At 69.4% G+C, this 25,708-nt stretch carries 17 protein-coding genes and 4 pseudogenes; 14 read left to right on the forward strand and 7 right to left on the reverse strand.

The window, feature by feature from the left end; genetic code table 11:
- The first annotated feature begins 34 nt into the window (after positions 1-34).
- Complete coding sequence (locus tag BGK67_RS41325; protein ID WP_208948772.1) at positions 35-202, forward strand: transposase; 168 nt, start codon at positions 35-37, stop codon at positions 200-202.
- Complete coding sequence (locus BGK67_RS32920; RefSeq protein ID WP_208948773.1) at positions 142-711, forward strand: IS5 family transposase; 570 nt, start codon at positions 142-144, stop codon at positions 709-711. The genes BGK67_RS41325 and BGK67_RS32920 overlap by 61 nt, the downstream gene beginning before the upstream one ends.
- Before the next feature lie 317 nt (positions 712-1,028).
- Here the strand turns inward: BGK67_RS32920 and BGK67_RS32925 are convergent.
- Positions 1,029-2,211, reverse strand: a pseudogene (locus BGK67_RS32925) (IS701 family transposase).
- A gap of 49 nt (positions 2,212-2,260) precedes the next feature.
- Here BGK67_RS32925 and BGK67_RS32930 point away from each other — a divergent pair.
- From BGK67_RS32930 to BGK67_RS32950, 6 genes and pseudogenes are all read left to right on the forward strand, one after another.
- Positions 2,261-2,629: pseudogene (locus BGK67_RS32930) on the forward strand (SpoIIE family protein phosphatase); the annotation flags it as partial.
- A gap of 163 nt (positions 2,630-2,792) precedes the next feature.
- Positions 2,793-3,644: an ABC transporter ATP-binding protein gene (locus BGK67_RS32935; protein ID WP_069923467.1), complete on the forward strand. Its 852-nt coding sequence runs from the start codon at positions 2,793-2,795 to the stop codon at positions 3,642-3,644.
- Positions 3,644-6,031 carry an ABC transporter permease gene (locus BGK67_RS32940; protein WP_069923468.1) on the forward strand — a complete coding sequence of 796 codons (2,388 nt, stop codon included), beginning with the start codon at positions 3,644-3,646 and terminating at the stop codon, positions 6,029-6,031. The genes BGK67_RS32935 and BGK67_RS32940 overlap by 1 nt, the downstream gene beginning before the upstream one ends.
- Positions 6,032-6,377: 346 nt before the next feature.
- Positions 6,378-7,125, forward strand: a pseudogene (locus BGK67_RS36880) (transposase); the annotation flags it as partial.
- A 355-nt stretch (positions 7,126-7,480) separates the two neighbouring features.
- Complete coding sequence (locus BGK67_RS32945; protein WP_069923469.1) at positions 7,481-9,406, forward strand: M28 family metallopeptidase; 1,926 nt, start codon at positions 7,481-7,483, stop codon at positions 9,404-9,406.
- Positions 9,407-9,436: 30 nt separating this feature from the next.
- Positions 9,437-11,476, forward strand: a complete 2,040-nt coding sequence (locus tag BGK67_RS32950; RefSeq protein WP_141754117.1) for a M36 family metallopeptidase — start codon at positions 9,437-9,439, stop codon at positions 11,474-11,476.
- A 140-nt stretch (positions 11,477-11,616) separates the two neighbouring features.
- Here the strand turns inward: BGK67_RS32950 and BGK67_RS32955 are convergent, their stop codons facing one another.
- The 4 genes from BGK67_RS32955 to BGK67_RS32970 form a co-directional block, all read right to left on the reverse strand.
- Positions 11,617-13,818: an endonuclease gene (locus BGK67_RS32955; RefSeq protein ID WP_069923471.1), complete on the reverse strand. Its 2,202-nt coding sequence runs from the start codon at positions 13,816-13,818 to the stop codon at positions 11,617-11,619.
- Positions 13,819-14,887: 1,069 nt separating this feature from the next.
- Positions 14,888-15,835 carry a sensor histidine kinase gene (locus BGK67_RS32960; RefSeq protein ID WP_069923472.1) on the reverse strand — a complete coding sequence of 316 codons (948 nt, stop codon included), beginning with the start codon at positions 15,833-15,835 and terminating at the stop codon, positions 14,888-14,890.
- Positions 15,832-18,525, reverse strand: coding sequence for a SpoIIE family protein phosphatase (locus BGK67_RS40430; RefSeq protein WP_244291396.1), 2,694 nt, complete (start codon positions 18,523-18,525; stop codon positions 15,832-15,834). The genes BGK67_RS32960 and BGK67_RS40430 overlap by 4 nt, the downstream gene beginning before the upstream one ends.
- Positions 18,522-19,082, reverse strand: a complete 561-nt coding sequence (locus BGK67_RS32970; protein WP_069923473.1) for a methanogen output domain 1-containing protein — start codon at positions 19,080-19,082, stop codon at positions 18,522-18,524. Before BGK67_RS32970 ends, BGK67_RS40430 begins: the two co-directional genes overlap by 4 nt.
- 321 nt (positions 19,083-19,403) lie before the next feature.
- Here BGK67_RS32970 and BGK67_RS32975 point away from each other — a divergent pair, with 321 nt between their 5' ends.
- The 4 genes from BGK67_RS32975 (at position 19,404) to BGK67_RS32990 (ending at position 21,679) form a co-directional block, all read left to right on the forward strand.
- The gene (locus BGK67_RS32975) at positions 19,404-19,559 is read left to right on the forward strand and encodes a transposase (RefSeq protein WP_167739629.1); all 156 of its coding nucleotides are present in this window, start codon (positions 19,404-19,406) and stop codon (positions 19,557-19,559) included.
- Positions 19,560-19,679: 120 nt separating this feature from the next.
- On the forward strand, positions 19,680-20,522 hold the full coding sequence (locus BGK67_RS32980) for a TnsA-like heteromeric transposase endonuclease subunit (protein ID WP_141754119.1): 843 nt from the start codon (positions 19,680-19,682) through the stop codon (positions 20,520-20,522).
- Entirely contained in the window at positions 20,519-21,280 is a 762-nt protein-coding gene (locus BGK67_RS32985; protein ID WP_069923474.1) for a hypothetical protein, read from the forward strand. The genes BGK67_RS32980 and BGK67_RS32985 overlap by 4 nt, the downstream gene beginning before the upstream one ends.
- Before the next feature lie 9 nt (positions 21,281-21,289).
- A complete protein-coding gene (locus BGK67_RS32990) occupies positions 21,290-21,679 on the forward strand; it encodes a hypothetical protein (RefSeq protein ID WP_141754121.1) in 390 nt (129 codons plus the stop codon).
- A gap of 339 nt (positions 21,680-22,018) precedes the next feature.
- Here the strand turns inward: BGK67_RS32990 and BGK67_RS36890 are convergent, their stop codons facing one another.
- Both BGK67_RS36890 and BGK67_RS33000 read right to left on the reverse strand, forming a co-directional pair.
- Positions 22,019-23,281 carry an ISL3 family transposase gene (locus BGK67_RS36890; protein WP_079154524.1) on the reverse strand — a complete coding sequence of 421 codons (1,263 nt, stop codon included), beginning with the start codon at positions 23,279-23,281 and terminating at the stop codon, positions 22,019-22,021.
- Between the two features lie 86 nt (positions 23,282-23,367).
- Positions 23,368-23,646 (reverse strand): DUF6959 family protein, encoded by a 279-nt coding sequence (locus BGK67_RS33000; RefSeq protein ID WP_069923477.1) that lies wholly within the window; start codon positions 23,644-23,646, stop codon positions 23,368-23,370.
- Between the two features lie 326 nt (positions 23,647-23,972).
- On the opposite strand from BGK67_RS33000, the pseudogene BGK67_RS33005 reads away from it, so the two are divergent.
- Positions 23,973-25,157, forward strand: a pseudogene (locus BGK67_RS33005) (IS110 family transposase).
- A 48-nt stretch (positions 25,158-25,205) separates the two neighbouring features.
- Complete coding sequence (locus BGK67_RS33010) at positions 25,206-25,559, forward strand: hypothetical protein (protein WP_069923478.1); 354 nt, start codon at positions 25,206-25,208, stop codon at positions 25,557-25,559.
- The last annotated feature ends 149 nt before the right edge of the window (positions 25,560-25,708 follow it).

The following is a 25,708-nucleotide window of genomic DNA, read 5'->3' on the forward strand; positions in this document are numbered from 1 at the left end:
CGAGGTGTTGATCAAGATCTGAGACGATCTTGGAATGGTTCGTGGGCGTTCGCCATGGGATCGGCGGCAGGTCTTCGACGGGATCTGGTGGCCTGCTCGCACGGGCTCGCCGTGGCGGGACATACCCGAGCGGTACGGTCCGTGGGAGACCGCATCACGCTCTTCCGCCGCTGGCAGATCGACGGCACTTGGGCCAGGGTAGCGAAGAAGTTGCAGGTCAAGGTCGATGATGCCGGACATCTCGTGTGGGAGGTGTCGGTCGATTCCGCGATCTGCCGGGCCCACCAGCATGCCGCCGGGGCGAGGAAATGTAGGGCTGCTGATCCGGGCCGGGCGACTCCCGGCCTGGCGGCCGAGCCGGACGACCACGCGCTTGGTCGCTCGCGCGGCGGCCTGACCACCAAGGTTCACATGGCTGTTGACGCCTCATTTCACGTCCTGGCCGCTGTGGTCACCGCTGGGCATCGGGCCGATGCCCCCGTGTTCACCGAGGTCATGGACCGCATCAGTGTTCCGCGGATCGGTGGCGGACCTCCGCGCCCCCGGCCTGCTCATGTCCTGGCCGACCGCGCGTACTCCTCCCGTCAGATCCGCCAGTACCTGCGTCGCCGGCAGATCCCGCACACCATTCCGGAGAAGCGCGACCAGGTCGGGCACCGCCTTCGCAGGGGTTCAACGGGTGGTCGCCCGCCCGGCTTCGACCGTGAGTGATACAAGGCCAGGCACAAAGTCGAATGCCGGATTGGGCTCCTCAAGCAGGCCAGAGGGGTCGCGACGCGGTACGAGAAACTCGCCGTCCGCTACGAAGTTACCGTTCAACTCACCTTAATACGCCAGGGCTTGTAACCACATTTCAAAAACGGCCTAGTACTGCAACGGTCTTTGCTGTGATGGTTTGTTGGCTTCTGGTGGTGTGTGGCCGCGTCGTTTGTAGTGACTGGTGCGGGCTTGGTGTTGTCGTCTGCGGCGCCAGAACGACCAGTGCAGGACGTGGTCGGTGCTTGGGCGGGGCCGCGTGAGTCGGGTGATCAGGCGTCGGAGTTCGGGGAGGGTGAGGGGTATGAGCTGGGAGGATCCGTTTCTGCTTTCCCGGTGTCGAGTTCGCGGGCCCGCAGGACGGTGAGGCAGGCGTGTGCGGCCACGGCCAGGGTCATGTGGCGGTGCCAGCCGTCGTAGCGGCGGACCTGGTAGTCGTGCAGGCCGCACTCCTGCTTTGCGGTCTGGAAGCATTCCTCGACCGCCCACCGGCTTCCCGCGATGCGGATCAGCTCGTCGAGTGTGGTGTCGGCCGGGCAGTAGGCGATGTAGTAGGAGATCTCCTCGGGCCGGCGGACACTTCGGCGGGCGATCACCCAGTGCCGGCGGTCCTGGCGGGGCCAGGGACGGACCTCGACCCTCGCCCAGTCGTAGACCCTCGGGCCGTGGGCGCCGTTGCCGCAGGAACGGCGCTTCCACTTCTGCCGGGGCAGCCCGGGAAACAGGTCGTGGACGGGGTGGTCCATGGCCCAGCGGGTGACGACGGTGTCGTGCCGGGTGGTGGCCATGACGTGGCAGACATCCGCCCGCTCGAGCTCGGTGCGCCAGCCTTTGGAGAAGCCGTAGGCGGCGTCGGCGGTCACCCACCGGAACGGGATCCGGCCGGTGATCGCCCGGCGGACCATGGCCTTGGCCATCACCACTTTCGTCTCGAAGGCGACCGTGTCGTCGATGCCGGCGGCCCGGCACCGGTCGCGGTCATCCGTCCATGACGTGGGCAGATAGAGACGGCGGTCGATCAGGGTGCGGCCACGGCCGCCGGCATAGGCGAGGAACACCCCGATCTGGGAGTTCTCCGTCCGGCCGGCGGTTCCGGAGTACTGACGCTGGACCCGGCCGAGCGGACGCCCTTCTTCAGAACCCGGTGTCGTCCACGATCAGCACCGCATCCGGATCGCCGAGGTGCTCGATGACGTAGTCCCGCACGTCGTCCAGGACCTCGTCCGCGTTCCAGTCGATCCGGTTCAGCAGCCGGTGGATCCGGTCCGGGCCGCCATGCCCGGCCTCCTCGGCAAGCGTCCAGCCGTTCTTCCGCTCCAGCGGAGCTATCAGCCCCCGCATATAGGCAAGAGCCGACTCCCGCGGCTCCGACCTGGAGAAACGGTGCACGAACCGCTCATGCAAGGACTTCAGTTCACCAGCCCACGACCGGGCATCAGCAAGTTCCCCACCCATGACCTGACAAACGACGACCTGCCCAACCGTCACGGCTAACACCGTTGCAGTACTAGACCTGGAGACCGGCGACTACGAACTGCTGTCCGCCGGCCACCTGCTCGCCCTCCAGCGCTGCGCCGGCACCGGCCGCTGGCGGCAAGTCTCCGGCGACGGCCCCCTGTTGGTCGTCTACGACGGTGCCGAGTTCGAACCGGCCCGGGGAAACCTGCGCTCTGGCGACGTCCTGATGCTCTTCACCGACGGCCTCGTCGAGACCTCCGAACCCGACATCAGCGAAGGCATGGACCGCCTCACCGGCGAGGCTGACCGCTACGTCGCTGCCGGGTGGGACGGCGCGGCCTGGCACCTGATCGAGAAGGTCGCCAAGGACGTCAACGACGACCGCGCCCTGCTCCTCATCCGCCGGTCGGGCTGACCCGCGGGACCGACCCACCGCTCGTCACCGCAGGTCCGCCACGGTAGGGGTAACCCCACCATCCGTCCGCCAGGTCCCGTCATGGTCCCGGACACCCCGTCCTCCGTAGCGTCGAGACCGTCACCACACAGACGAAACGGCGCACGACGGAAGGCAGCACACCATGGGGTTCCGGCGGACCAAACGACAGGCCGAGCATCGGGCCGGGCATCAGGCCGGGCAGTGGGCCGAGCAGGCCGGGCTGTCCTACGACTCCACCCCCGCCGTCGAACTCCGCGGGGTCCGCCGTCAGTACGGGCGCGGCTCCACCGCCGTCCACGCCCTGCGCGGCATCGACCTCAGCCTCCCGCGCGGCACCTTCACCGCCGTGATGGGCCCCTCCGGCTCCGGCAAGTCCACCTTCCTCCAATGCGCCGCCGGACTCGACGTCCCGACCGAGGGCTCCGTCCGCCTCGGCGGCACCGAGATCACCGGCATGAACGAGAACGAGCTCACCGAGCTCCGCCGCAGCCGCCTGGGCTTCGTCTTCCAGGCCTTCAACCTGCTGCCCTCCCTCACCGTCGAGCAGAACGTCCTGCTCCCCATGCGCCTAGCCGGCGGCCGGGCATCCGCCCAAGGCCAGGACCGCGCCGCAGACCTGCTCGCCCGCGTCGGCCTGGCGGGCAAGGGCGGCCGCCGCCCCGCCGAGCTCTCCGGCGGCCAGCAGCAGCGCGTCGCCATCGCCCGGGCGCTCGTCACCCGGCCCGACGTGGTCTTCGCCGACGAGCCCACCGGCGCCCTCGACACCACCACCGCCGCCGAGGTCCTCGGCCTGCTCCGCAGCGCCGTCGACTCCCTCGGCGCCACCGTCGTCATGGTCACCCACGACCCGGGCGCCGCCGCCCACGCCGACCAGGTGCTCTTCCTCGCCGACGGCCTCATCGCCGACCGGCTCCCGCGCGGCTCCACCGCCACGATCGCCGCCCGGATGACCACCCTCACCGCCGGTCCGGTGCTCGCAGGGACGGCCGCCTGATGGCCCCGCGCCCCAACGGCCTGGCCCGCGCGGCGATCCGTTTCCGCCCCGCGGCCTTCGTCGGCACCCTCGTGGCCCTGCTCATGACCGTCGCCATCGTCTCCGCCTGCGGAATCCTGCTGGAGACCGGACTCAGGGCGGCCGTCCCGCCGACCCGGTACGCCGAAGCCCCCGTCGTGGTAGCCGCCGATCAGCGGGTCACCCTGCGGGTGGGCAGTGGCGAGGGGGCCTACGACGTCTCCGCCCAGGTCCCCGAGCACGCCCGGGTGGACGCCGCGCTCTTGGCCCGACTCGCCCCGCTGGGCCGGGCCGTGCCCGACGTGACGTTCCCCGTACGGGACGCGGCCGGAGCCGGAACCGCGGTCGGCCGTGCCTTCGACGCGTACGGCTGGGGCTCCACCGCCTTCAGCCCTACGGAGCTGCGCACGGGCCGCGCCCCGGCCGCCCCGGGCGAAGTCGTCCTCGGCGGCGCCGACGGGCCCGACCGGATCACGCTCGACACGCCCGCCGGGAAGCGGGAGTTCCGGGTCGTCGGACGCACCGACCGCCCGGGGGCCTGGTTCTCCGACGCGGAGGCGCGGACCCTCTCCGGACACCCCGACGCGCTCGACGCCATCGTGCTGTTCGGGGCCGACGCGGAGCGGGTACGGGCCGCCATGGACGGTCACGCCCAGGTCCTGACCGGCGCCGACCGCGCCATGGACCCGCAGCTCGCCGGCGCCAAGGACATGCTGGCCGGCCTCGGCGGCTCCTTCGGCGGCATCGCCACCCTCGTCGCCGTCTTCACCGCCGCGGGCACCGTCGCGCTCTCCGTCGGCCAGCGCTCCCGCGAGTTCGCCCTGCTGCGCGCCGTCGGAGCCACCCCGCGCCAGATCCGGCGGACCGTCGCGAGCGAAGCCCTGCTCGTCGCCCCGATCGCGGGCGCGCTGGGCTGCGTACCCGGCATCGCGCTCGCCGCCTGGTGGTTCGGACAGCTCAAGGCGAAGGGCGCGATCCCCGCCGACGTCGACCTGGCCGTCTCCTGGATCCCGCTGATCTGCGCCGTCGGCATCGGGCTCGCCACCGCCCTGTTCGCCGGCTGGGCCGCCTCCCGCCGCCCCGCCCGCATCCGCCCCGGCCAGGCCCTCGCCGCGGCCGCCATGGAACGCCTGGGGCCCGGGTGGATCCGTACCCCGCTGGGCCTCGCCGCCCTGGCCGGAGGCGCCGCCTGCGCGAGCCTGGCCGCCACCAGCAGCGGCCCGGACGCGGCCAACGCCGCGCTCGGCGTCGTGATGCTCTTCATGCTCGCCGTCGCCCTGCTCGGTCCGCTGATCGCCCGCGCCTGCGCCGCCCTCTTCGGGCTCCCGCTGCGCGCCGCCAGCGCCTCGGGCTCGCTGGCCGCCGCCAACTCCCGTACCAACGCTCGCCGTCTGGCCTCCGCGATCACGCCGATCGTGCTCGCCATGGCGTTCTCCTCCACCCTGGTCTTCCTCCACACCAGCCAGGACCGCGCGGCAAGCCAGCAGCAGGAGGCCGGGCTGCTGGCCGACCACGTCATCACCGACCCGCACGACCCTGACCGGGCGGTCGCGGCCGGCGCGGTAGCCCTCACCCGCACCTCGGTCCTCGCCGTCACCGGTTCCGGCCCCGAGCGCCTGGTCCAAAGCGTCTCCGCCCAGGGGGTCACCGGGGACATCACCACCGTCGAGGACCTGGGCGTGCTCTCGGGCGACCTCGCCCGGCTGGCCCCCGGCAAGGTCGCCGTCGACCGGACCCTGGCCGAAGCCGACCAGGCCGCCGTCGGCGATCGCATCGAGCTGCACCTGCCCGACGGCACCCGGACCGACCCCGAGATCGTCGCCGTCTACTCCCGCGGCCTCGGCCTCGGCGAGGTCACCCTCCCCACCGCCGACCTGGTTGGCCACACCACCGCCGGCCGCCCCACGGAACTCCTGGTCCGCGGCCCGCTCCCCGCGGGCCTCGGCCCGGCGCAGTCCGCATCCGCCTGGACCACGGCCCAGAGCCTGGACCGCGAGGTCAACGCCTGGGCCAATACCACCATGGCGGCCGTCCTCGGCGGTTTCGCGGCCGTCGCCGCCGCCAACACCCTGGTGATGACCGTCCTCGACCGCCGCCGCGAACTGGGCATGCTGCGCCTGGTCGGCTCCACCCGCCGCCAGGTGCTGCGGATGCTGCGCTGGGAAGCCCTCCTGGTCAGCGGCGCCGGCACCGTCCTCGGCTCGGCGATAGCGCTGGCCACGCTCATCCCGCTGACCAGGACCCTGACGGGCACCGGCCCCTACGTCCCGCCCGTCGTCTACGGCTCCTTCGTAGCCGCGGCCGTGGCCCTGACCCTGGCGGCCACGGCCCTCCCGGCCCGCCGCGCGCTCCGCCCCAGCCGAACCTGACGCGCCGCATGCCACCCAGCACGCACGCTGGCGCCCCCGGCCCCCCGCGCCTCCCCCTCCCGGCTACCGCTGGGGAGTTTAAAGCACTGGGTCCGGGGTGGAGCCCCGGGGGCCGGGCGCAGACCGGGGCTTACGGGTCAGGGCGGAGCCCTGGGAACGGTGGAAGGGCGGTGGGGGATGAGCCCCGCGCAGCGGCACACCCGCAGCCTCCCCGGGCCCCGCTGCCGGCCGCCAGGCCACAGACGCAGAGCGCCAACCGTCCGTGTCGTCTAGGGCCTGTGTGATGTCGTGATCAGTTGCCGGGTTTCGTCCTCTTCGCGGGGTAGACCCCGGTAGGACTGTGATGGTGACGCGCAGGCAACTCACCCATGCCCAGTGGAAGTTCATCGAGCCGTATCTGCCGACCGGTAGGTACGGCCCGTACTCCGAGCGGTTGCGGGAGCAGTTCGAGGGGGTGATCTGGCGGTTCCGCTCCAGTGATCAGTGGCGGGAGATGCCGGCAGAGTTCGGCCCCTGGGCGACCGTCTACGGGCGCTTGCGCGTCTGGCGGGACGCCGGTGTGTTCACCGCCCTGCTGGATGGCCTGATCGCCGAGGGTGCCCGGGTGGGAAGAACGGACGTGTCGCTGGTCAGTGTGGACTCGACCACGGTCCGTACCCACCACGACGCCGCAGGGCTCCGCGTCAGCAAGCACCTCACGTCGGCCCTGGAAGAAGCCGCGCAGGAGCAGGAAACAGCCCGGCAGAAGGGGGGGCGGCACGGAGGAACAGAACGGACAGGCCGAGCGTCGGCGCATCCGGCGCCGACACAAGCTCCGCCTGAAGGAAGCCCTGCTCGGCCGGTCCCGGGACGGCCTCACCAGCAAGGTTCACCTTGCCGCGGACCGCAGATGCCGTCCCCGCGCGTTCGTCCTGACCGCCGGGCAGGCCGCGGACAGCCCGTAGTTCATCTCCGTGCTGGAGAAGGTGCGGGTCCGTCTGCCGGTCGGCCGTCCCCGCACCAGGCCCGGCGCAGTCGCCGGCGACAAGCTCTACTCATCTCGCGGCAACCGCTCCTACCTGCGCAAACGCCACATCAAAGCGGTCATCCCGGAGGCCGGTGCGGACCACCGACCGGCGGCCCGTGCTGCCGCCGTACTACAGCGAGTGGGTGACGGCTCCCGGGCGGCCGGCGCCTGCCCGTCGGGTTCATCCACCTCACCGCCGTGGGCGCCGAATGCTTACCCGGCTCCTACCAGCCAGGCTTGGTCAAGGAGGCCAGATCGGTGGCGCGGGCGTGCTCCGGATGCGGTATCGCGCCGACCCCGGGAGGATGGAGGTACCGGAAGCCTCAGCGACGAGTGCGGCCGAGGCAGCCCGACGCCAAGGCGCCGGCGGGGCACTGCCGGGGCGATCCGGCCCGGGGGCTCGGGGTGCCGGTCAGACCGATGATCTCTCGGAAGGCTCCGAGATGTCCGTGCTGTTCTTCGATATCGGGGCAACGCTCGCCGACGTGACGTTCGAGGACGACGGCTCCTTGAGCTTCCACCCCCGTCCGCGCGTCATTGAAGTACTCGATTCATTTGCGTCGGTGCGCAAGGGCATCATCTCCAACCCCGGCGCCGGCGATGCCGAGCGTGCCCGTGCGGAGGCGGCGCTCGACGCGGCCTTCGAGAGCCGGTTCCCCGATGCCGGGCTCAGACACTGGGGGGCGAAGTCCAGCCGCGGGATCTTCGACGGCGCGGTCGGGAGTGCCGGTGAGGCGCCGGACGATTGCGTGTTCGTGGGCGAGGACCCCGAGGAGCGTGCCGTGGCGCGCACAGCGGGCCTGCGTACGGCGGCCCATCCGGTCTTCGCGAGGGCCGCAATCGAGGGGCGCACCGTCTTCTGGACGAGGATTGGTCTGCCGGACGGCCGCGGCCCGGCCGAGCTCGACGCGGTCGCGAACACCTCCGAGATCGTCCCCGTGCACGTCGCCTCCGACCGGCTCGTTCTTGCCATGGCGACCGGGCTGGGCGTGAGCGCGCTGGAACAGGCCGGGTTCACCACCGATGTTCGTGGTCCGGTGGAGGAGACGGTGGCATTCCTGCTGCGGGACGACCGCCCGGTGGCCGCCCCGGCGGCGTTCGCGGCCGGTCCCGCCGAGGACCGGGCCGCGGTGGAGGCGGGCATGCGTGCCTCTGCCGCGTTCGCCTTCGTGGCGGGAGAGCTCGCCCCCTCGGGAACGGCCGTCGTGTCGCTCGGTCCGGCTCCCGGCGGTGTCTACATCGCGGCGGCCGCCGACGCCCCGGTCGAAGGAGTCCACGTCCCCGGTGCCCAGCCCGGGCACACCGAACGGCTACTGCCCGACCCCGCCCTCCTGTCCCGCCCGGGCGAGGCGCAGGCCGCGGGGTTCGTCGCCGGGTTCGCCCCCGCCATGCCGTCCGCGCAGACCGTCGAGGCGGTGCGCGCGGCCGTCACCCCGGCGGTGACGCGCGCGTACGTCTCCCGTGTCTCGGGCGCCGAACCGCTCGTCGAGGGAGCTCCGCTGACGGTGCGCAGCCGCGACGCAGCGAGCGGGGACAATCCGCTCGTGGTCGACGCGCTGGCCCGGCGCCTGCGCGCGCTCGGCCTGACGGTCCGGCTGGGCAGGTTCACCTGGCGGGGCCACCGGATCGCGAACGTCGAGGCCGAGCACCATGTCGAGGGGTCGGACGGGGCCGTCCTGATCACGGCCCATCTGGATTCGACCGCCGAACAGGGCGAGTTCGCCGACGCCGACGGGCTGCCGCGCCGTTACGATCCTGCGGTCGATCCGGCGCCCGGCGCTGACGACGACGGAAGCGGTGTCGCGGCGGTCCTGGCCTCGGCCGAATGTCTGGCGTCGATCGTCGCGGCCGGCCGGACCCCGACGCACACGGTTCGCTTCGTCCTGTTCAACGCCGAGGAACAGGGGCTCGTCGGCAGCAAGGTGTACGCGCGCGCGGCCGCCTCGGCGGGGGAGAGCATCGTCGGCGTCTTCCAGATGGACATGATCGCGGGCCACCAGAACGGCGTACGCACGATGGAGATCCACGCGGGCTCCGCGGTGCCGGGGCCTGTTGGGGAGGCCTCGGACGTGCTCGGCGACTGCCTGGAACGCGCCACCTCGGCGGTGTCGTCCGGCCTCACGCTCGACCGGCTCAGCGGAGCCGACGACCCCGCCGCGGGCCGGAGCGACCATGCGAGCTTCCACGAGCGCGGCTGGGCGGCCGTCGCCGTCTGCGAGAACTTTTTCGACGGGAGCGGGCCCGCGACTGGTACGCGGCAGTACCACAGGCCGGGCGACACCCTCGACGACCAGGACCACGACACCGAGTACGCGACGGACATCGCACGCGGCGTCACGGTGGCGGCTCTCACGCTCGCAGGCCTTTGAGAACTCAATGGCAGGAAGCAGGTGGTGAGCATGACCACGTTGATCGACAAGCGCGACATGACCTACGACCGTTTCGAAGAGGTCGCCGGATCCGACGGTTTCCTCGCCGACACCGAACGGGAACGGGTGGCGGAAGAGGTCCACCATTCCCTCATCGCCGATCCCAACAAGGTGAACCGGTTCACAGGGCACTTGGGCGAGCTGAGGGCCGACGGCGCCCCGGCCTTCGAAAGCCGACGCTCGGGCGCAGCGGAAGAGACACCCGACAGCTTCTACATCAACCGCGCCAAGGAATACATCGATTCCGTCTCCGAGGCGATCGGGTTCGCGGCCGACGAGCCGGCGGAGTTCCAGGCCGACCCCTCGGTCACGGCGACCAGTGCGGGCATGCGCGTCGTGAGCCTTCAGCAGATGCTCAACGGCATCGAGGTGTGGGGCATGTCGCCGAAGGTGTGGCTGCTGGAGGACGGAACGGTCGAGCGGGTCGTCGGCGACACCGCGAGCGTCCCGGCCGACCTCCCGGTGACGCCCGTCGTCTCCGTGGAGACTGCTCTGGCCGTGGCGGCGGCGAAAGCTGCCGAGGCGGTCACTCTCGAAGGGCCGTTCGGGACGGACGAACTCCCCGCCCTCGACATCTCCCAGGGCTTCCGGTGCCTGTCGGCCCAACCCGGGAACCACCAGCCGCTGATCTTCTCCAACGGCCCGTTCGAGGAAGCCATTCCGGCCCGACTCGTGTACCTCTACATGGGCAAGGACGCCCGGCTCACCTGGTTCTTCACCTTCTCGAGGAAGAACCTGGTCGTCCAGTACCACGCCTTCGTCGAGGCCGCCGGGCCGGACGTCGACGCCGAGTCTCCGCAAATCCTCTACTTCTACGACGCGACCGACCGCGTGGTCGCCGGCACCGTCTTCAAGCACAACCCGAACGAGGGAGCCCTCGTCCAGGTCACCTTCCCGCCGCCGCTGACCGACTATCCGACGCTGGTACCCGCCGGACTGCCCGCGGGCTTCCCGGACGCCTGGACCAACCCGACCAATGGAACAGTAGCCACCGAGGGAAACAACGTGCGCGCATTCGGGGGCAACAATCTGCCGTTCGAGGTCCAGGTCGGTATGGGCGGCGGTGTCTTCAATCCGTTGGCGAACAGTCCCGAGCATCTGGTCACGAGCATCTTCTACTTTTGCAACTACATGCATGACTTCTTCATGATGCTCGGCTTCACGGAGGAGTTCGGCAACTTCCAGAAGGTGAACGTCACGGGCCGCGGCAAGGGCGCGGATCCGGTCAACGCCTTCGCGCGTCCGGTCGAGATAGACGGCACGGCGACCATGGCCACCCGCGCCGACGGCCTGGCCGCCGAGATGAACATGGGCCTGGTCGAGGAGACGAACCGGCACACGGCGCTCGATGCGGACGTCGTTTACCACGAGTTCTGCCACGGGGTGAGCAATCGCCTCGTCGGTGGCTTGGCCGACGCCAACGGCCTGCGGGAACAGCAGTCGCGGTCGATGGGTGAGGGGTGGGGCGACTTCTTCGCGCTCAGCATCATCAACTTCTCGCGAGCCCAGGAGCGTACGGTCCTCGGCAACTGGGTGGTCGATGACCCTCGCGGCATCCGGAACCGGCCCTACGACAGCCAGTACCCTGGCACGTTCGCGCACATCGGCCTGCGCAGGGGCCAGGTACCCGGCAACCCCGACCTGAACTACCGCGAGGTCCACAATGTCGGCGAGATCTGGTGTGCCACGCTCATGGAACTGATCCGGAAGACCTCCACCGCGCTCGGCAGCAAGGAACGGGGGTACCGGGTGATCTGGCAGGCCGTTGTGGACGGCATGAAGCTCACCCCGCGCAACCCGTCGTTCCTCGCCGCCCGCGACGCGATCCTGGGCGGCCTGAGGGCGATGGAGGGCGGATCGCTGACCAGTGCCGAGTACGCGGCCGTCCGCACCGGGGCCTGGGAGGCCTTCGCACGATTCGCCATGGGTTTCGACGCCGTCAGCACCAACGCGTCCTTCGACGGCTGCCGGGGCGGCGTGGACATGCCCCCGCCCGGATCCCAGGATTAGTCGATTGGCAACGTTCCGTCGGATCAGCCGTCCCGCCCATCCCCTCGCGCCGACTCCAGGAGGAGCCGGCGCGACGAGAGGGGATGGGCTGGACGGGGGACGGATCGTCGACGGGACGGGACGGGACGGGACGTCAGGGGTCAGGGCCACGCACCTGCGAAGTCGATCTGCTCAGCCCACTCCGGGTGGTCTACCAGCGGATTGCGGTTGCCTTGTATCTCGGCTATCGCCGCGTTGCGGTGCTGCTCGTACAAGGCCACCGGATTGTCCCTGTGCCAGTTCAGCAGCAGCTCAAGGCCGGTGCGCTGTAGTTCGCGCACCTCGTCGCCGATCTTGCCGGGATAGCGGAGCAAGAAGTAGAGCGTCGCCCTGGCGACCGGCCCCTTGCCCGCCGAGGGCTCGAACTTCCCCGGCTCCCGGCGCCCGCAGCTGTGCCGAACGGCCTCGTCGAAATCGGGGAAGTCGAAGTAGGGGATGTTTCCCCGGAAACTGTTGCACGTCGACTCGCAGGCGAAGAGATGGTGCAGGTCCCCGCGCATCGGCTCCTTCTTGGCGAACCAGGACTGAGGCACGACATGTTCGCAGTTGAAGGGCAGCGACGCCTCGAGGAGGTCGAGTTCGGCTTCGACGGCCTCCCGGCCGGGCGCACTCTCGTGGAGCATGAACTCCTGCCAGCGTCCTATCCGGGCGGCCTCCACTGCCGCGTCGGCCTCTATGAGCTCCTCTGGGGTGAAACCGTTGTCCGAGTAGATGCCGTGGAGCTTCTCGTCGGGGTGCAGATCCACCCACGGGTAGAGCAGACGCATCGGCTTGTACGCCGGCCGGCGCTCGTGCGTGGACTCCAGACGCTGGGTGAGCGCGAGGCGCAGGGCTGTGGGGTCACCGGCGTGAATGCCCGCGTAGTAGGCGTCGCGTGCCGTCAGGTCCGCGGCCTCGTCGTAGTAGGGGCGGGTACTGAAGGCAGCGAGGTTGACCATGGCGGCTGCCAGGTCCCGCTCAGCGGGCCACTGGCCGTCGATACTTCCGATCCCGTCCGGCGGCCCGACGTACGAGGGGGTGGCCGCACGGTGTGCCGGTGCCGCTAGAGGTGATTCGGCCCGGGGCTGCAGGGCGTCGGCATCGAGGCTGACGCTGATGTGCAGGGGGACGCTCCAGCGGACGGATCCTGCGGTGGCGTGCTGCTCATCGCTCCGGTCCGTCGTCGTGTTCTGGGGCGCGGCGCCGTTCGTCCGGTCCGTCAGGACCGTCGGCGGCGAGACTTCCCCGGGGTGCAGGGACGAGCCGGCCGCGAACAGCTCCGTCCGGAGCGCCGCGGCAGCGCCGGACAGCGGGAACTGCTGGATCACGCCGAGGATGCGGCTGACCCGTACGCCCTCATTGGCCTTCCAGTCCACCCGGTGCTCTCCCATGCTCGGATGCCACCGGGTTCCGTCGACGGCCAGCACGTTGCCGTCGCGGTCCTTGCGGGGAGCACCTGCGTGGTGCAGCGCCACGACGTCCCACTGGTCGTTGAATACCGGAGCGCCCGAGGAGCCGCGCGCGGTGTCCGCCGAGTAGTGCACGAAGTCGTCCAGCACGTCCACGATCTGGTTGTCCCTGAGGGCGAGCTGCTTGGGCTCGCCGTTGGGGTGCTGGATGATGTTGACGAGTTCACCGATGACGGCCTTGCCCTGAGCTTCCTTGAGCGGCAGTCTCCCGAATGACGCCAGCGGCTGGCCGTCTCGGGAGCGTTCGGATACCGCGACCACGGTGAAATCGAGGTCACGGTGGGTGACGAAGAAGCTCTGCGGATCGAGTTGGAACACGACCGGAACGTGCGGCCGCCCGTCCACGCTCGCCTGGAAGTTGAATTCGATGACTCCGGCGGCCGCCTCCGCGGCGGAGCCCAGCACGTGGTTGTTCGTCATCAGCAGTGAAGGAGACACCAGGAATCCGGTGCCGTGGTGGGACGACCTGGGACTGCGGACGGTTATTCGGCCGACCGAGCGGGCGGCGAGGAAACCGCCTTCGAGGTAGTCGATTCCGATGAGATCGTTGCGTCCCATGAACCGTTCGAGCACCAGCAGGTCGGTGCTGACCAGCTCGCGGTCCAGATCCAGGCTCGTACCGGTCGTGGCGGTCTCCGGTGTACGCTCGATCGCCGTGGCCATGGCCCAGTCGACGCCCAGACGGTTCAGCCTTTTGTTGACCCGTTCCTGGGTGTCGGCATAGAGGATGCCGTGTTGCTCGAGCGCCTCCAGATGGCCGTCACGCTCCGCAGTACGGGTTGCGTAGCGCCGACCGGCATCCTCCATCTGCTCCAGGAAACCCTTGTCGACCTGCGACAACTGCTCCACTGTCATATCGGCTCGCCTCCTTGGCGGCACTTTCCGCGCTCAGATGTCGGAGATCCTCCCCTCTTCCAGTATGGGCACAGGGCCTGGGCACCGCTCAGGCGAACAGAGGGGTGCCCCGCAATGGTTGTAGCGTTAAATCCTTGAACTTTCTCTGAATTTGGAAGGGCCGTCCCCTGCTGCTCCGGAACCCGAGCCATTGCGCAGATGCTCCGCCCGGTCACGGATTGATTTGAGACCAGACCTTCGTGGCGGCGGGCACGACGCAGCCCCCGCGCCGTTTCGGCGACGCCAGAAGACGCACTGTCGAAACGGGTGACCGCGGCGCGGAAGCGGCGCCGGTCTGCGAGATGAGTGAGGAACGCCGACCGGCCTGGCGACGAGCCCGCCCGCTCCCCCCGAGCGAGTGCGCGGCATCGCCCGGAACGAGCCGGGCATCCACCCTGGTGCGCCCTCCTGCGTTTCCCGTAATCCAGTGCGTAAGCAGACGTCCCGGGCCATGCAACGACCCGGGACGACTGCTCGCACTGGGGCAGCGAATGCCTGGATCCCCCGTGGCCGTCAAGGCCTCCTCAAAGAGCGGCATCGCTGTCCGTTGCGGGCTCGCGGTGATGACGCGGGCGCCGGGCTGATGCCTCCGTTTCCCCGGGCCCTTGAGGCCTCTGTCAAGAGCGGCGCAACCGCCTCTCCCCGCGAGCGCTGTCCGAGATCGTTCGCCTTGAACGCACACGGAACTACCTCCAACCGGGGGACATCGGCGCGGCATTGCGCTTGTGGAAGGATTACGTCTACCGGCCCGCGCGCGATCTCTGGCACGACGATGAGTTCGGCAACGTGCACTGGTACTGCTGCGGCAACCCTCTCCAAGGCCGTGCCCTACTTGACGGCGTGATCCGAGCAATGTCGCCTCGCGGAGCCCGCGAGCTCCGCAAGATCATCAAAGAGCTCGACGCCTTCATGGGCCTGCCCGACCCAGCCGCAGACCGCCGAAGATGAAGAACAAGGTAAGGCGAACCCTGACCAGGACACCAATAGGACCGTCCGTCTCGGGCTTGGGGGTCGAGCCTGTTGAGCGCGCTCAGGGGGCGAGGTGAAGGCGCAGGGTGAGGCCGGTGCCGGTGGCTCGGGTTTCGACGAGGTCGCATAGCTGGTGGATCATCCACAGGCCCCGGCCGCCGTTAGCGGAGGCGAGGGCAGGGCGCCGGCGTCCGGCGAGGGGGTTGGCCAGGTGACCCTTGTCGCGGATCTCGGCCACGGCGGTGCCGTGCCCGGTGGTCCACAGTCGAAGGGTGCCGGTACCGCCGCCGTGGGCAACGGAGTTGGCGGTGGCTTCGCTGATCGCGAGCACCAGGTCGCCTCTGCGGGCCGGGTCCAGGCTTGTGCCTTCCAGCCATTGCCGAGCGTGCTCGCGCGTCTGGGCGAGCTGGCCCGCGGCATAGGGAAGGGTCAGGGCTTGCACTGGTTCGGGCAGGGGTTCGTCGCAGTCGGCGCAGACGACGGCGGGGGCGACGTAGGCCGCACTGGCCAGGTCACGGCCGTTCTCGAGGAATGTGGGGTGGGTGCGACGGGCGTTGGCGACCACTGCTTCGGGTAGGGCGGTGACGTCGTAGGGGCACAGGATCGTGGCGGGGCGGCCGGCGAAGGCGGTGTTGATGAGCGCCTCGTGCCGGGTGGCCTCCAAGGTCTCCGAGCGCGAGCGGCTGGGCCAGATCGGCTCTCCCACGATGTGAGCGGTCCGGCCGGGGTGCCGGTCGGCGAAGTCCTGCAGGGCCGACAGGATCCTCCCGGGGTTTCGGCCCAGCACCGCCATGTCTGCGAAGTCGACGCCCGCGACGTCGTCCCCCAGCCACTCACGCAGGGTGTTCAGATGTGCTTCGGGCACGGCCACGAACGTGGGCTCCTCAGCCCTGAGTGCGGCGCGCACAAAGCCGCCCACTCCGCTGACGTACTCCTCCTGGGTCCGATAGAACAGTGCGGGATGCACGAAGGGCCCAGCATCCGGAACGGTGGTCGCGGTGTTGGTCATGCCGCCATCTCCAGGACACTGCATTCGTCGGGGAACATCTGCGCTGCCCGCAGCAGCGACGGTGGAGGCTGATGCAAGACCAGCCGCCGGCCCTCACTCCTCAAAACGTCTGCCGCGCGCACCAGTTGGGCGAGGGCGTCGACGTCGAAGAAGTCTGCCTCGGTCAGATCAAGGTGCACGGCGGCACCGGGAACTCGGACCAGCGCGCTCAGGGCCGCCGCCAGGTCCGGGCGGGAGTCCATATCCGCATGACCGACGAGTCGCGCCCCCAGCCCCTCGCGGAGCGGCGTGACATGCAGCGCCGGCGTCGGCCGCGCGATGTGGGACCTTTCGCCGGGGTGGCCTGGGGCCACGTGTGTCCGGTGGGCGGCAATTGGTAGGGCCGCGGTGCCGGCGATGTCCAGGCGTCGATCGAACAGGCACATCCCGGTCACGGGCAGATCGGCGAACACCTCCGCTTCCAGACGCAGTTCGTACTCGAGGAGTCGCTCCGCGCCCGGCACCTCCCGCGTGCACCAGTCCATCTCGCCCACGACCCGCAGCCCCGGATATCCCGCCGCCATCGCTTCCTCGCACGCCTGCCGCATCCCGGCGATCACCGTGTCCGGGTCGAAGGGAAGCAGCCGAAGATATGACTGCGACGCGCCTTGGACCGCCAGCTGCCCCGTTGCCTGGGCCGTGTCGACGTCCAGCCCGGCTGCCTCGAGCGAGTCGGTCACGGCGCGTGCCGCGTTGGTGTCGGTGAAGTACAGCACCCGCTCGCCGTTGGCCAATCCGGCGCCGACGAACGCCGTCACCGCCCGCGACTTTTCCTGATCATCGCTGTATGCGCAGCACGAGTGGTCGCCCCGGGGCGGGTGGGGCAGACCGCCATGGGCCGAGGTCACCTGCGACTCCACGGTGGTGAGGGCCGCTGGCCGACTGTTCCGGCCGAGTCCTGAAGAGCCTACAAGAGTCCGGCGAGCAGGTGGCGCGTGGCGAAGTGCGCGAGAAGCAAGGGTGAATGTCGTCGGCGCCTTCCTGGACGGCTTGTGTGGGGCAGCCGCGTGGAGAGCCGTGCCCTTTGACCATCCGACCGGCGGGGCTGGGGGAAGTTCGGTGGTGGGGAAGCTGATAGCAAGGAGCGCGCGGTCGTCGGGGGATTCGGCACCGGGTCGGTGGTTCATGAACATGTCGCACAGGTCCGTGGCAGTGAGGCCGACACTGGCGTGGGCCAGGTCCCTCAGGCGGCCCAGGCCGATGTCGAGGTTTTCTCCGCGCCGTTCGATCAGCCCGTCGGTGTAGAGCAGAAGGCTGTCCCCGCGATGAACGCTGACCTCCACCTCGCAATACTTTGCCTCCCGTACGGGGCCGACCGGAGGTGCCAGGGCCTGGTCGAGGAAGCTGCTGGTGCCATCGACCCTGATCAACAGGGGCGGTAGGTGACCGGCTCTGGCATAGCGAAGGGTGTGGGTGCGGCGGTTGAAGACCAGGTAGCAGGCGGTGGCCATCAGATCCGGGTGGTACCGGCCGATGAAATCGTTGAGTTCGTGGAGGACCGCGGCGGGGTGGTGCCCGCAGCGCATGGCGATGCTGCGCAGGGCCGCGGTGATCTGGGCCATGGCGGCGGCCTCGGCCAGGCCGTGCCCGGCTACGTCCCCGATGGTGAGCCCGATGTGCTCGTCGTCGAGAAGGTGGACGTCGTACCAGTCGCCGCCGACCTTGACCTGGTCGGTGCCCGCCGCGTAGCACCCGGCCATATCGAACCCGGCAATGGCCGGGAGGCGCGGGAGCAGGCTGAGCTGCAGACGCTCGGCGACGCGGTGCTCGTGCTCGTACAGGCCCGCGCGGCGCACCGCCTGCGCGACCTGCTGGGCGACGGCCATCAGGTGTTCGGCCTCGGGTCTGTCCTGGGGTCTGTGATGTACGAGGAGGCTGCCCAGCTTCACGCTGTCCGCCTCGAGCAGGGCGCGAACCGCGGTCACGTCAGAGGCCGCCGCCTCTTCGCCTTGAGCCGCTCGATCGAATGCGCCCGGGATTCGTTTGTCGAGGTCGGTCCATGTATCCCCAGCCAGGGCGAGCAACGTGTCGGTCGGTTCCAGGGAGGGGATGAGCCGGCGCGAATGCAGTTGCAGGTCGACGCCGGTGGCGTTCAGCGCGGCGGGGGCAGTCTCCTGGACCGCCTGGGCGACCTCGGCCAGGGTGGCGGCCGAGGCGAGAGCAGCGGTCAGCTGGTACAGACGCTGAAGTCGCGAGCGTGCCTTCTTCTCGGCGTCGAGGAGGCGCTCGCGTTCGGCGTCGGTCGCGCGGCGGACGGCTATCTCGCGGTTGAGCGCCGTCACCTGCTGACTCAGGACCACGAACTGGTCGGTGTGGTCCAGGCGTGTCATGTGTAGCTGCACGGCAGGCTGCGGCCCGTCCCACCAGGTGGCGCGGGCGCCGTGGCAGCGAAAGCGCACCAGCTGACCGCCGGGGTTCCTGACGGTCAGAGAGCCGGGTAGCGGGTCACCGCTGCGCAGCCAGTGAGCCATGTGCAGGCGCAGGAGATCGGAGTCCTCCGCGGCGAGGTGGAACAGGTCGGCGCCTGCGTGCAGGTGCGTGACGAAGCGGGTGGCGGCCGGGTTCGCGGCGAGGATCTGCCCCTCGGCCGTGCACAGCAGGACCGGGTTGGGCAGCAGGCGGGCGATGGCCTGGAACAGGCCCAGACTCATTCGACCACCGACCCTGCGGCGAAGGCCCCGAGTCCCGGGGGCGCGTCACCGAAGTACTCCCGCCCCGAGCCCCTGCCCGCGTCCGCCCCGGGCACCAGGTGCACGACGACGCGGCAACCTGCCGCACCCCGCGCGATCGTCTCCACAAGTTCGACCTGCGCGTAGCCGAGGTTGTGTGCGGCGATGGTACCGAAGACGTTGGAGGTCATCATGCACATCGACTCACGACCGATCACCTTCTCCGCGAAGGGACAGCTGCGGGTTCCGAGCACGATCTTCTGGTCGTCCTGCTCGATGATGTAAAAGTCGCCGTGGATGCGTTGCTTGAGGTCCACCAGCACGTCTGCGACCTGCTGACGGGAGAGCCGGTCAACGGCGAGAGCGCTCGTATACATGTCACCTATGTGGGCACCCACGGTCTGCCCGACCACACTGATATAGCCGGACGCCTCCGCCAAGCCGACGATCGACTCGAGAGAGGTAGCCAGTTCCCGCACCAGTGTCCGCAGGAAGATGTCGCGGTCTAGGGGGATATTGGCGTCTTTCGCTTGCGTCATCTTCGGCTCCTGTCGCGTCCGGCCATAGCGGCTTGCGCAACGTCACTGAGCGACGCAATGTCATTGACGCCGATCGCGGTCTGCGCTTGGCTCGCCTGCCCGCGCACACGTGCTTCAAGCGCAGACGCCCAGAGGGGTGACGCAGGCCACGGATCTCCCCGCCGCTACGACAATGGAGGTGTTTGACCTTAGCTTGACTCGGTCGGGGATCTTGGCGGCGTCGAGTTCATGGTCGAGGCCATCCTCGGGCCTTGACCCCGGATTTTAGACACCGGAGACACTTGGATCTTGATGGTCCAGGAGAACGGAGTCCCTGTGGGGATGAAGCACTATCCCGTCGAGTTCAAGGCGGACGAGGCCGCGTTGTACCGGTCGAGGCCGGGAGCGACGATCAAGTCGGTCGCCGGTGATCTCGGGGTGAACACCGAGACGCTGCGGAACTGGATCCGGGTGTTGAGCACTAGACCTGTCCAATGAGCACTGGACTTGTCGTGCTGTGCATTCGGGTTGGCGGGCAGGGTAGCCCTCGTTGAGGCTGACCTGGGCGGTTTCGCCGCGTCTTCGTTCCCTGTCTCACCAGCGTGGTGCGCTGGTGACGTGGAGAGCTGGCTGCGAATCGAACCTGCTGTGCCTGGAGCCGTGTGGTCGCACCTGGTCGGGCTGCATGACCTCGTCACCCCGTGTGTGAGCACTCCGGGGATCGAGGAGGAGGTCGCTGCCTCGTCGCTACGGAGCTGGACGATGGGATGGTCGGCGGCTGGCACCGTGGTGGTGTTTCCCGTGACGGCGCACACTCTGGGCCCGCTGCCGGTGGCGACGATGCCGGTCCGGCGGTTCTCGTGGCGTCCTGGCCAGCGACATCGGCCCGGGTTGGGCTACAGCACCTCGACCGGACGGCTCCACGGGTTCGAGAGCCTGGCGGAGCGGCGGCTTCTTCTGGCTCTCGACTTTGTGCCGGGGACCCGGGAGGTGCTCTCCCAGCCGTTCACTCTGCGGCTCACGGTGGCTGGCCGCCGGATGGAGCATGTGCCGGACTTCGCGGTGTTGCACGACGGCGGCGTGCTGGTGGCGGACGTACGGCCTGGCGGTCGGGGTGAGCGAGTGGACGCGGTGAAGTTCGCGGCGACCGCCCGGGCGGCCTCGGCGGCCGGTTGGTCGTACGTGCTGGTGGCGGGTGGGCACCCACGGGCCGTGACGGGGCTTGAGGCGCTGGCCCGCTGGCGCCGCCCGATGCAGGACCCGCTCGGCTTGCAGGACCAGTTGCTGGCTGCCGTGAAGGCGGGGCCGATGCGGCTGCGGCCACTCGTGGCGAGCACGGGAATCCCTGCGGTGACCCGTACGCACCTGCTCCACCTGATCTGGCATCGGCAACTGGCCGTGGATCTCGATCACCCGCTGAACGATGCCTCCTGGGTCCATCCCGTCGGGGCCGGACGGTGACCGGGCAGCGCTTCGGACTGGATGACCTGTCCGGAGGCGAGCGGGACAGGCTTCGGCTGCGGCTGGAGCACCTGCTGGAGGTGGAGACCGGATTTCGCAGCGGCAGCCGGTACTGGGCCCGGCCGGATGAGCCGCGTGCTGCCTACGACCCGACGACGACGACCTTGACCGAACGGCGCCGGGCGAAGGCCGTCGAGCTCGGCGCCCTGAGCACGGAGGAGGTCAGGCAACTGGGCTGGTCGGGGGTGGGCGAGCGAACCCTGGATCGGATGGCGGCGGCCTACCGCGAGCTGGGACCAGCCGGGTTGATCGACGGCCGCCGGGTCGGAGCACCGCGTGGCCGACGATCGGTGGGCCCAGAGGTGGAGGAGGCGATCCGTGCGGTGCACGAGCAGTGCCTGCGCCGCTCGCGGATCAGCATGGCCTCGCGGGAGCGGCTGATCCACCAGTACGTGCGGGAGGTGTTCCCGGACCGGGAGGTGCGGGTGCCTCACCGGACGACGCTGGCGCGGGTGTGGCGGGAGCGGGTCGGGCCGGGTGGCGCCCGGCAGCGGTACGTACGGTCAGCGGCCGCGGTCCCGGCGCCGACCGGGGCCGCCGGTGGTCGACGAGCAGGGGAGGCGAGAGTGGGCGGAAGCGGTGCCGTCGTTGATGGCCGCGTTGCAGGCCAGAGCAGACAAGGCCCAGATGTGGGCCGGGCAGGACGGTGGCTGCGGGCCCACCGGATTTCCGGGCGGTCAGGCCGTCATGCTGACTAGGATTGACCCATGACTAGTCGACGTCAGCTGATACTTCGCCTGTCACTGCCCCTGCCCCTGCTGTTGGCGTCCACGCTCTCCCTGGCGGCCTGCAGCTCGACGCCCTCCAAGGCCACGGTGGCGGCGCGCGAGTTTGCCAAGTCCGCCTGCGCCTCCCTGCAGCAGCTGACCGACCACCTCGCCCGCCCCCGGCCGTCAAATCTGACTGACCCCTACTACCAGACCGCCGGACAGTACCTGAACACGGCGACCAACCGCGCCGCCGACGCGGCTCAACAGGACCACGGCTACCAGGAGTTCGCCGACACCCTGCACCGGGCGGCCGAGACCTGGCAGGTCACCTTCACGCTGGACGAGGGCGAGCCGCTGATCCAGCAGGCGCGGAAGGAGAAGTGCTGACGCTCTCGACGTGAACTTAGTCGGGTGCAGATCTTCTGGGTGTGCCTGTTCGTCCTGGCTGACCTGCCGTTGCCCCTTCCAGCCCCGCAGGCCGAACCCCTGGTGCTCGGATTACTCCTTCGAGCAGGGGTTCACCAGAGGCTGCGACCAGCGGGAATGTGCGGCATGCGGAACCTCCACGGCCCACCTCGAGCCGTCCCGCGCCCGCCAGTGGTGCTCGGGCACCTGCCGGCAAAGAGCGGTCCTCCGGCGAGCCGGACTCCGGGATCGCGCAGCTCAAGCCCCTGCTGGTCCAGCTTCGCTGTCACAGGTCAGCCTGCGCCAGCCACGGGAAGGCGGTTACCACGTCACATTCTCGACCGTTCCAGCATGTGCGATGTCCGAGGGGCTGAGCGTTTCCTCGGGCCGCATGATCCATGAGGTGATGTCGCGAGGGCTGGGTGTCAGTGCCCGGGCGGGTATCGCGATGCCCTTCCTGATGGCCGCCACGTAGCGGTTCACGACGTGATATCCGCCGGTGTAGCCGAGGGCGAGCACCTCGCGATAGAGCTGCATTGAACTGGTGCAGCCTGCCTGGAAGCGGTGCTGGACGTGCTCGATGAACGGGTCGAGGAGACCGTGCCCGCGGTCTTGCGCCGAGGCGAGAAGCCCTCCAAGGTCCTTGCTCCGGTAGCGTCGGACCGTCTTGCGGTCCAACCGTAGACGGCGGCCGATGGCGTTGAGCGACAGACCGGTGGCGGCGAGCTCGTTGACCTCCGCGTGGCGTCGTCGGATCCGGTCCAGAAGTGCGGTCTCCCGTGTGACCAACGCCGTGGTGGACTCTGATGCGGTCGGCCGCCGTAGGCACTCGCGGTGCCGGCGGCAGGTCTTCTCGACGGCCGTCGAGAGGTTCTGGAGGAGGTGCCAGCGATCCGCCACCTCCAGTGCGTCCGGGGCGGCCTGCCTGATGGCTTTGGTGAATGCCATCAGGCGGTCTCGGCAGATGATCTCGGCGCCGGGGTGCTCCTGAAGCCAGGCGGCGACTGTGCCAGTCTCGCGATCGGGCAGTACGTCCACCGGCCTGGAGGACTCGACGTCGACGAGGACGGTGCCGTAGGTATGGCCCTTGCGGAACGCGAACTCGTCGATGCCGAGGATTCGTGGAGCCCGTGCCGGCACAGGCGGAGCGGTCAACTCTCCCAGGATGGTCGTCCGTCGGCCGTAGAGCCCCAGCCTTGTGCAGAGGCGTGCGCCCGGTCGGCCGCCGAGTTCCACAGCAACCGCCCGAATCGCTGACCGCGCCGCTTTCGAACTACGGCGGCGTGGCTCGGTCAGGCCCTCCACCTGTTCCACAAACGTCCGACGTCGGCACCGGTTCTGATCGCAGAAGAACCGTCGGACGCGGAGACGGACGATCAGCCGGTGGCCGCCGACGGGCAGCCCGGCTATGTGACGCCAGTGCCGGCTGTGAACGCGTGCGGCGGGATGCTGACATTGGGGACATGCTCCTGGCGACCCGCAGCCAGTCGCGTCGATCATCATGCCGTCATCCGCGACCACAGCACGCTGCACCACGAGGTCCAGGCCGGGGAAGAGGACGTCTTCGAGCGTCTCCACCTTCATGACGGCGTAATCCCCTGGCGAAACGTCCCTGCAATCTCCGCTCCTCAGCGCACCTGCCAGGTGCGACGTGTGCTGCAACTGGACGATCAGGGAGCCTGGTAGAAGGGGATGGGGATGTCGTGCGCCTTCAGGGCCGCCGTGTAGCGAGCCAGCAGCTCGTCAAAGTTGGAGAGGAGGAGGGCCGCCGCCTCCCGGACTTCACCGACATCGCCCTGGTCGCAGGCCTCTACGATTTCGGCGACGTCGTCGCGGATGGTCGAGAGGGAGTCTCCCTGGATCAGCACGCCCGGAAATCTACGCGGGGGCAGACGGACTACCGCGTCGTTACCCGGGTCCGTGAACAGCTCAACCTCTATGCGTTCCATCCGGCCATCCAACCGCAGGACCTGTCCTCGCCCAAAGGCGTAGGCATCACGGAAGAGCGGTCAGAACCCGCCAGTTGGCCCCTGAGGGTTTTAGTTGGCCTTACGTTCCAGGGACGGGATGGTCGAGCCCTTCGTATGGTTGGGCCGCCCGGGGGTGCCGGGTGTGGCTTCTAGTTGGCTGCCGTCCGTGGCTGTGCGGGCTTGACCGCCCGGCGCCCCGTGACGACCCGGCCGCCAGATTGGGAAGTGCGACAAAGATCGCTGCGTAAGGCCATGCCGGCGAGGTCGTCTGCGGCAGACCTGCACGCACGATCGTCTGGAGCACGATGAACCGGATCTGGGCCGGAATCGACAGCGGCAAGACCCACCACCACTGCGTCGCCATCGACCAGGACGGCACGAAACGCCTGTCCCGGCGGGTGCTGAACGGAGAGCCTGAGTTACTCCAGCTCCTCCAAGACGTTCTCGCCCTGGGAGACCACGTCACCTGGGCCGTCGACATGGCCGGCGGGGAACCAGTGCCATTCCTGGCCCTGCTCACCGGCCACGGCCAGGACCTCCTCTACATCCCCGGCCGGGTCGTCAACCGGGCCAGCGACGGATACCGCGGCGAGGGCAAGACCGACGCCCGCGACGCCTTGGTCATCGCAGACCAGGCCCGCATCCGCCGGGACCTCAAGCCGATGCGGCCCACCGACGAGGCCACCATCGAGCTGAAGATGCTCACCAGCCGCCGCACGGACCTCGTCCGTGACCGCACCCGGGCCATCAACGCCTGCGCTCCACCTTGACTGGCATGTTCCCTGCCCTGGAGCGCGCTCTCGTCCTCACCAGTGCCGGCCCGCTGGTCCTCCTCGACGGCTATCAGACGCCGGCGGCGATACGGCGTATGGGCACCGCCCGGCTGACCCGCTGGCTCCGAGCACGGGGCGTCCGCACACCGGAGGAGCTCGCGACCACGGCGATCGACGCCGCCGAACAGCAGCACACCGCGGTCCCTGGCGAGGCGGTCATCGCCCAGCTGGTGCGGACCCTCGCCGCCGACGTGCGGGCGTTGAACGAGAAGGTCACGGAGGTCGACCGGCTCATCGAGGACCGCTTCCGCGCCCACGACCTCGCCGAGATCATCACGAGCGCCCGGCATCGGGCCTCTCCTCGGCGCCGAGTTTCTTGCCGGAGTCGGCAGTGACCTCGCCTTCTTCGCAACCCCGGACCGGCTCGCCGCGTTCGCCGGGCTTGCACCGGCGCCGCACGACTCGGGCAAGAAGAGCGGTAACCTCCACCGGCCCCGTCACTACCACCGCGGCCTCCAGCGGGTCTTCTACATGTCCGCGCTGACCAGCGTCCGCTACGACCCCAACTCCCGGACCTTCTACGACCGCAAACGAGCCGAGGGAAAACGCCACACTCAAGCCGTGATCGCCCTACCCCGCCGCCGCGTCAACGTCCTATGGGCCCTGATCCGTGACCGGCGCCTCTACGAAACCCCACCGCCGCAGATCACCGGATAGCAGCTGCCCGCTGAAGACGAACCTGGTCTGGCGCGAGATCATGACCGAATGGATCTCATAGGCATGGGCGAGCGCGAGTACTGGGCCAACGTGGCGAAGCGACCCGGGATGTTCGTCGGTCGGACGACGCTCACGGGTCTGGAGGCGTACTTGGACGGCTACCACCATCATTCCGTGCGCCATGGCGGACCAGGTCTGGACGGCTGGAGCGAGTGGTTGGTAGCCAGACGAGGCCGCGACTGCAATCACGCATGGCCCGGTCAGGTTCGCCACCTTGCGCTCCCTGACGGGTGGGAGTCCTGGGACCTTCCCGCGGACCAGGAACAGCACGTCATCAAAGTGCTTTTCGACCTGCTCGACGAGTTCCTCTCGGAACGAGAGGCGAACACCCAAACGGATTGACTTCTCCATTGGGAAGCCCGGACAGGCAACCCTGGGTGGCCGGGTCATGTCAGAAGTGGCTGGCGCGATGCTCCGTATGGATCTCGTACACCTGCTCGACGGCCTGGGTGCCCGGCCCTGGTCTTCCCTCTCCCACGCGTACGGCAGCG

The sequence above is a fragment of the Streptomyces subrutilus genome, from assembly GCF_001746425.1.
GTDB classification, from domain to species: Bacteria; Actinomycetota; Actinomycetes; order Streptomycetales; family Streptomycetaceae; genus Streptomyces; species Streptomyces subrutilus_A.

Bases quoted from the DNA above. Each gene is read 5' to 3' on its own strand.
- BGK67_RS36890 (WP_079154524.1), bottom strand. From the start codon at position 23,281: ATGAAGGTGGAGACGCTCGAAGACGTCCTCTTCCCCGGCCTGGACCTC.
- BGK67_RS40430 (WP_244291396.1), bottom strand. From the start codon at position 18,525: ATGAGTCTGGGCCTGTTCCAGGCCATCGCCCGCCTGCTGCCCAACCCG.
- BGK67_RS32975 (WP_167739629.1), top strand. From the start codon at position 19,404: ATGAAGCACTATCCCGTCGAGTTCAAGGCGGACGAGGCCGCGTTGTAC.
- BGK67_RS32935 (WP_069923467.1), top strand. From the start codon at position 2,793: ATGGGGTTCCGGCGGACCAAACGACAGGCCGAGCATCGGGCCGGGCAT.
- BGK67_RS33010 (WP_069923478.1), top strand. From the start codon at position 25,206: ATGGATCTCATAGGCATGGGCGAGCGCGAGTACTGGGCCAACGTGGCG.
- BGK67_RS41325 (WP_208948772.1), top strand. From the start codon at position 35: ATGGTTCGTGGGCGTTCGCCATGGGATCGGCGGCAGGTCTTCGACGGG.
- BGK67_RS32945 (WP_069923469.1), top strand. From the start codon at position 7,481: ATGTCCGTGCTGTTCTTCGATATCGGGGCAACGCTCGCCGACGTGACG.
- BGK67_RS33000 (WP_069923477.1), bottom strand. From the start codon at position 23,646: ATGGAACGCATAGAGGTTGAGCTGTTCACGGACCCGGGTAACGACGCG.
- BGK67_RS32990 (WP_141754121.1), top strand. From the start codon at position 21,290: ATGACTAGTCGACGTCAGCTGATACTTCGCCTGTCACTGCCCCTGCCC.
- BGK67_RS32970 (WP_069923473.1), bottom strand. From the start codon at position 19,082: ATGACGCAAGCGAAAGACGCCAATATCCCCCTAGACCGCGACATCTTC.
- BGK67_RS32950 (WP_141754117.1), top strand. From the start codon at position 9,437: ATGACCACGTTGATCGACAAGCGCGACATGACCTACGACCGTTTCGAA.
- BGK67_RS32940 (WP_069923468.1), top strand. From the start codon at position 3,644: ATGGCCCCGCGCCCCAACGGCCTGGCCCGCGCGGCGATCCGTTTCCGC.
- BGK67_RS32955 (WP_069923471.1), bottom strand. From the start codon at position 13,818: ATGACAGTGGAGCAGTTGTCGCAGGTCGACAAGGGTTTCCTGGAGCAG.
- BGK67_RS32960 (WP_069923472.1), bottom strand. From the start codon at position 15,835: ATGACCAACACCGCGACCACCGTTCCGGATGCTGGGCCCTTCGTGCAT.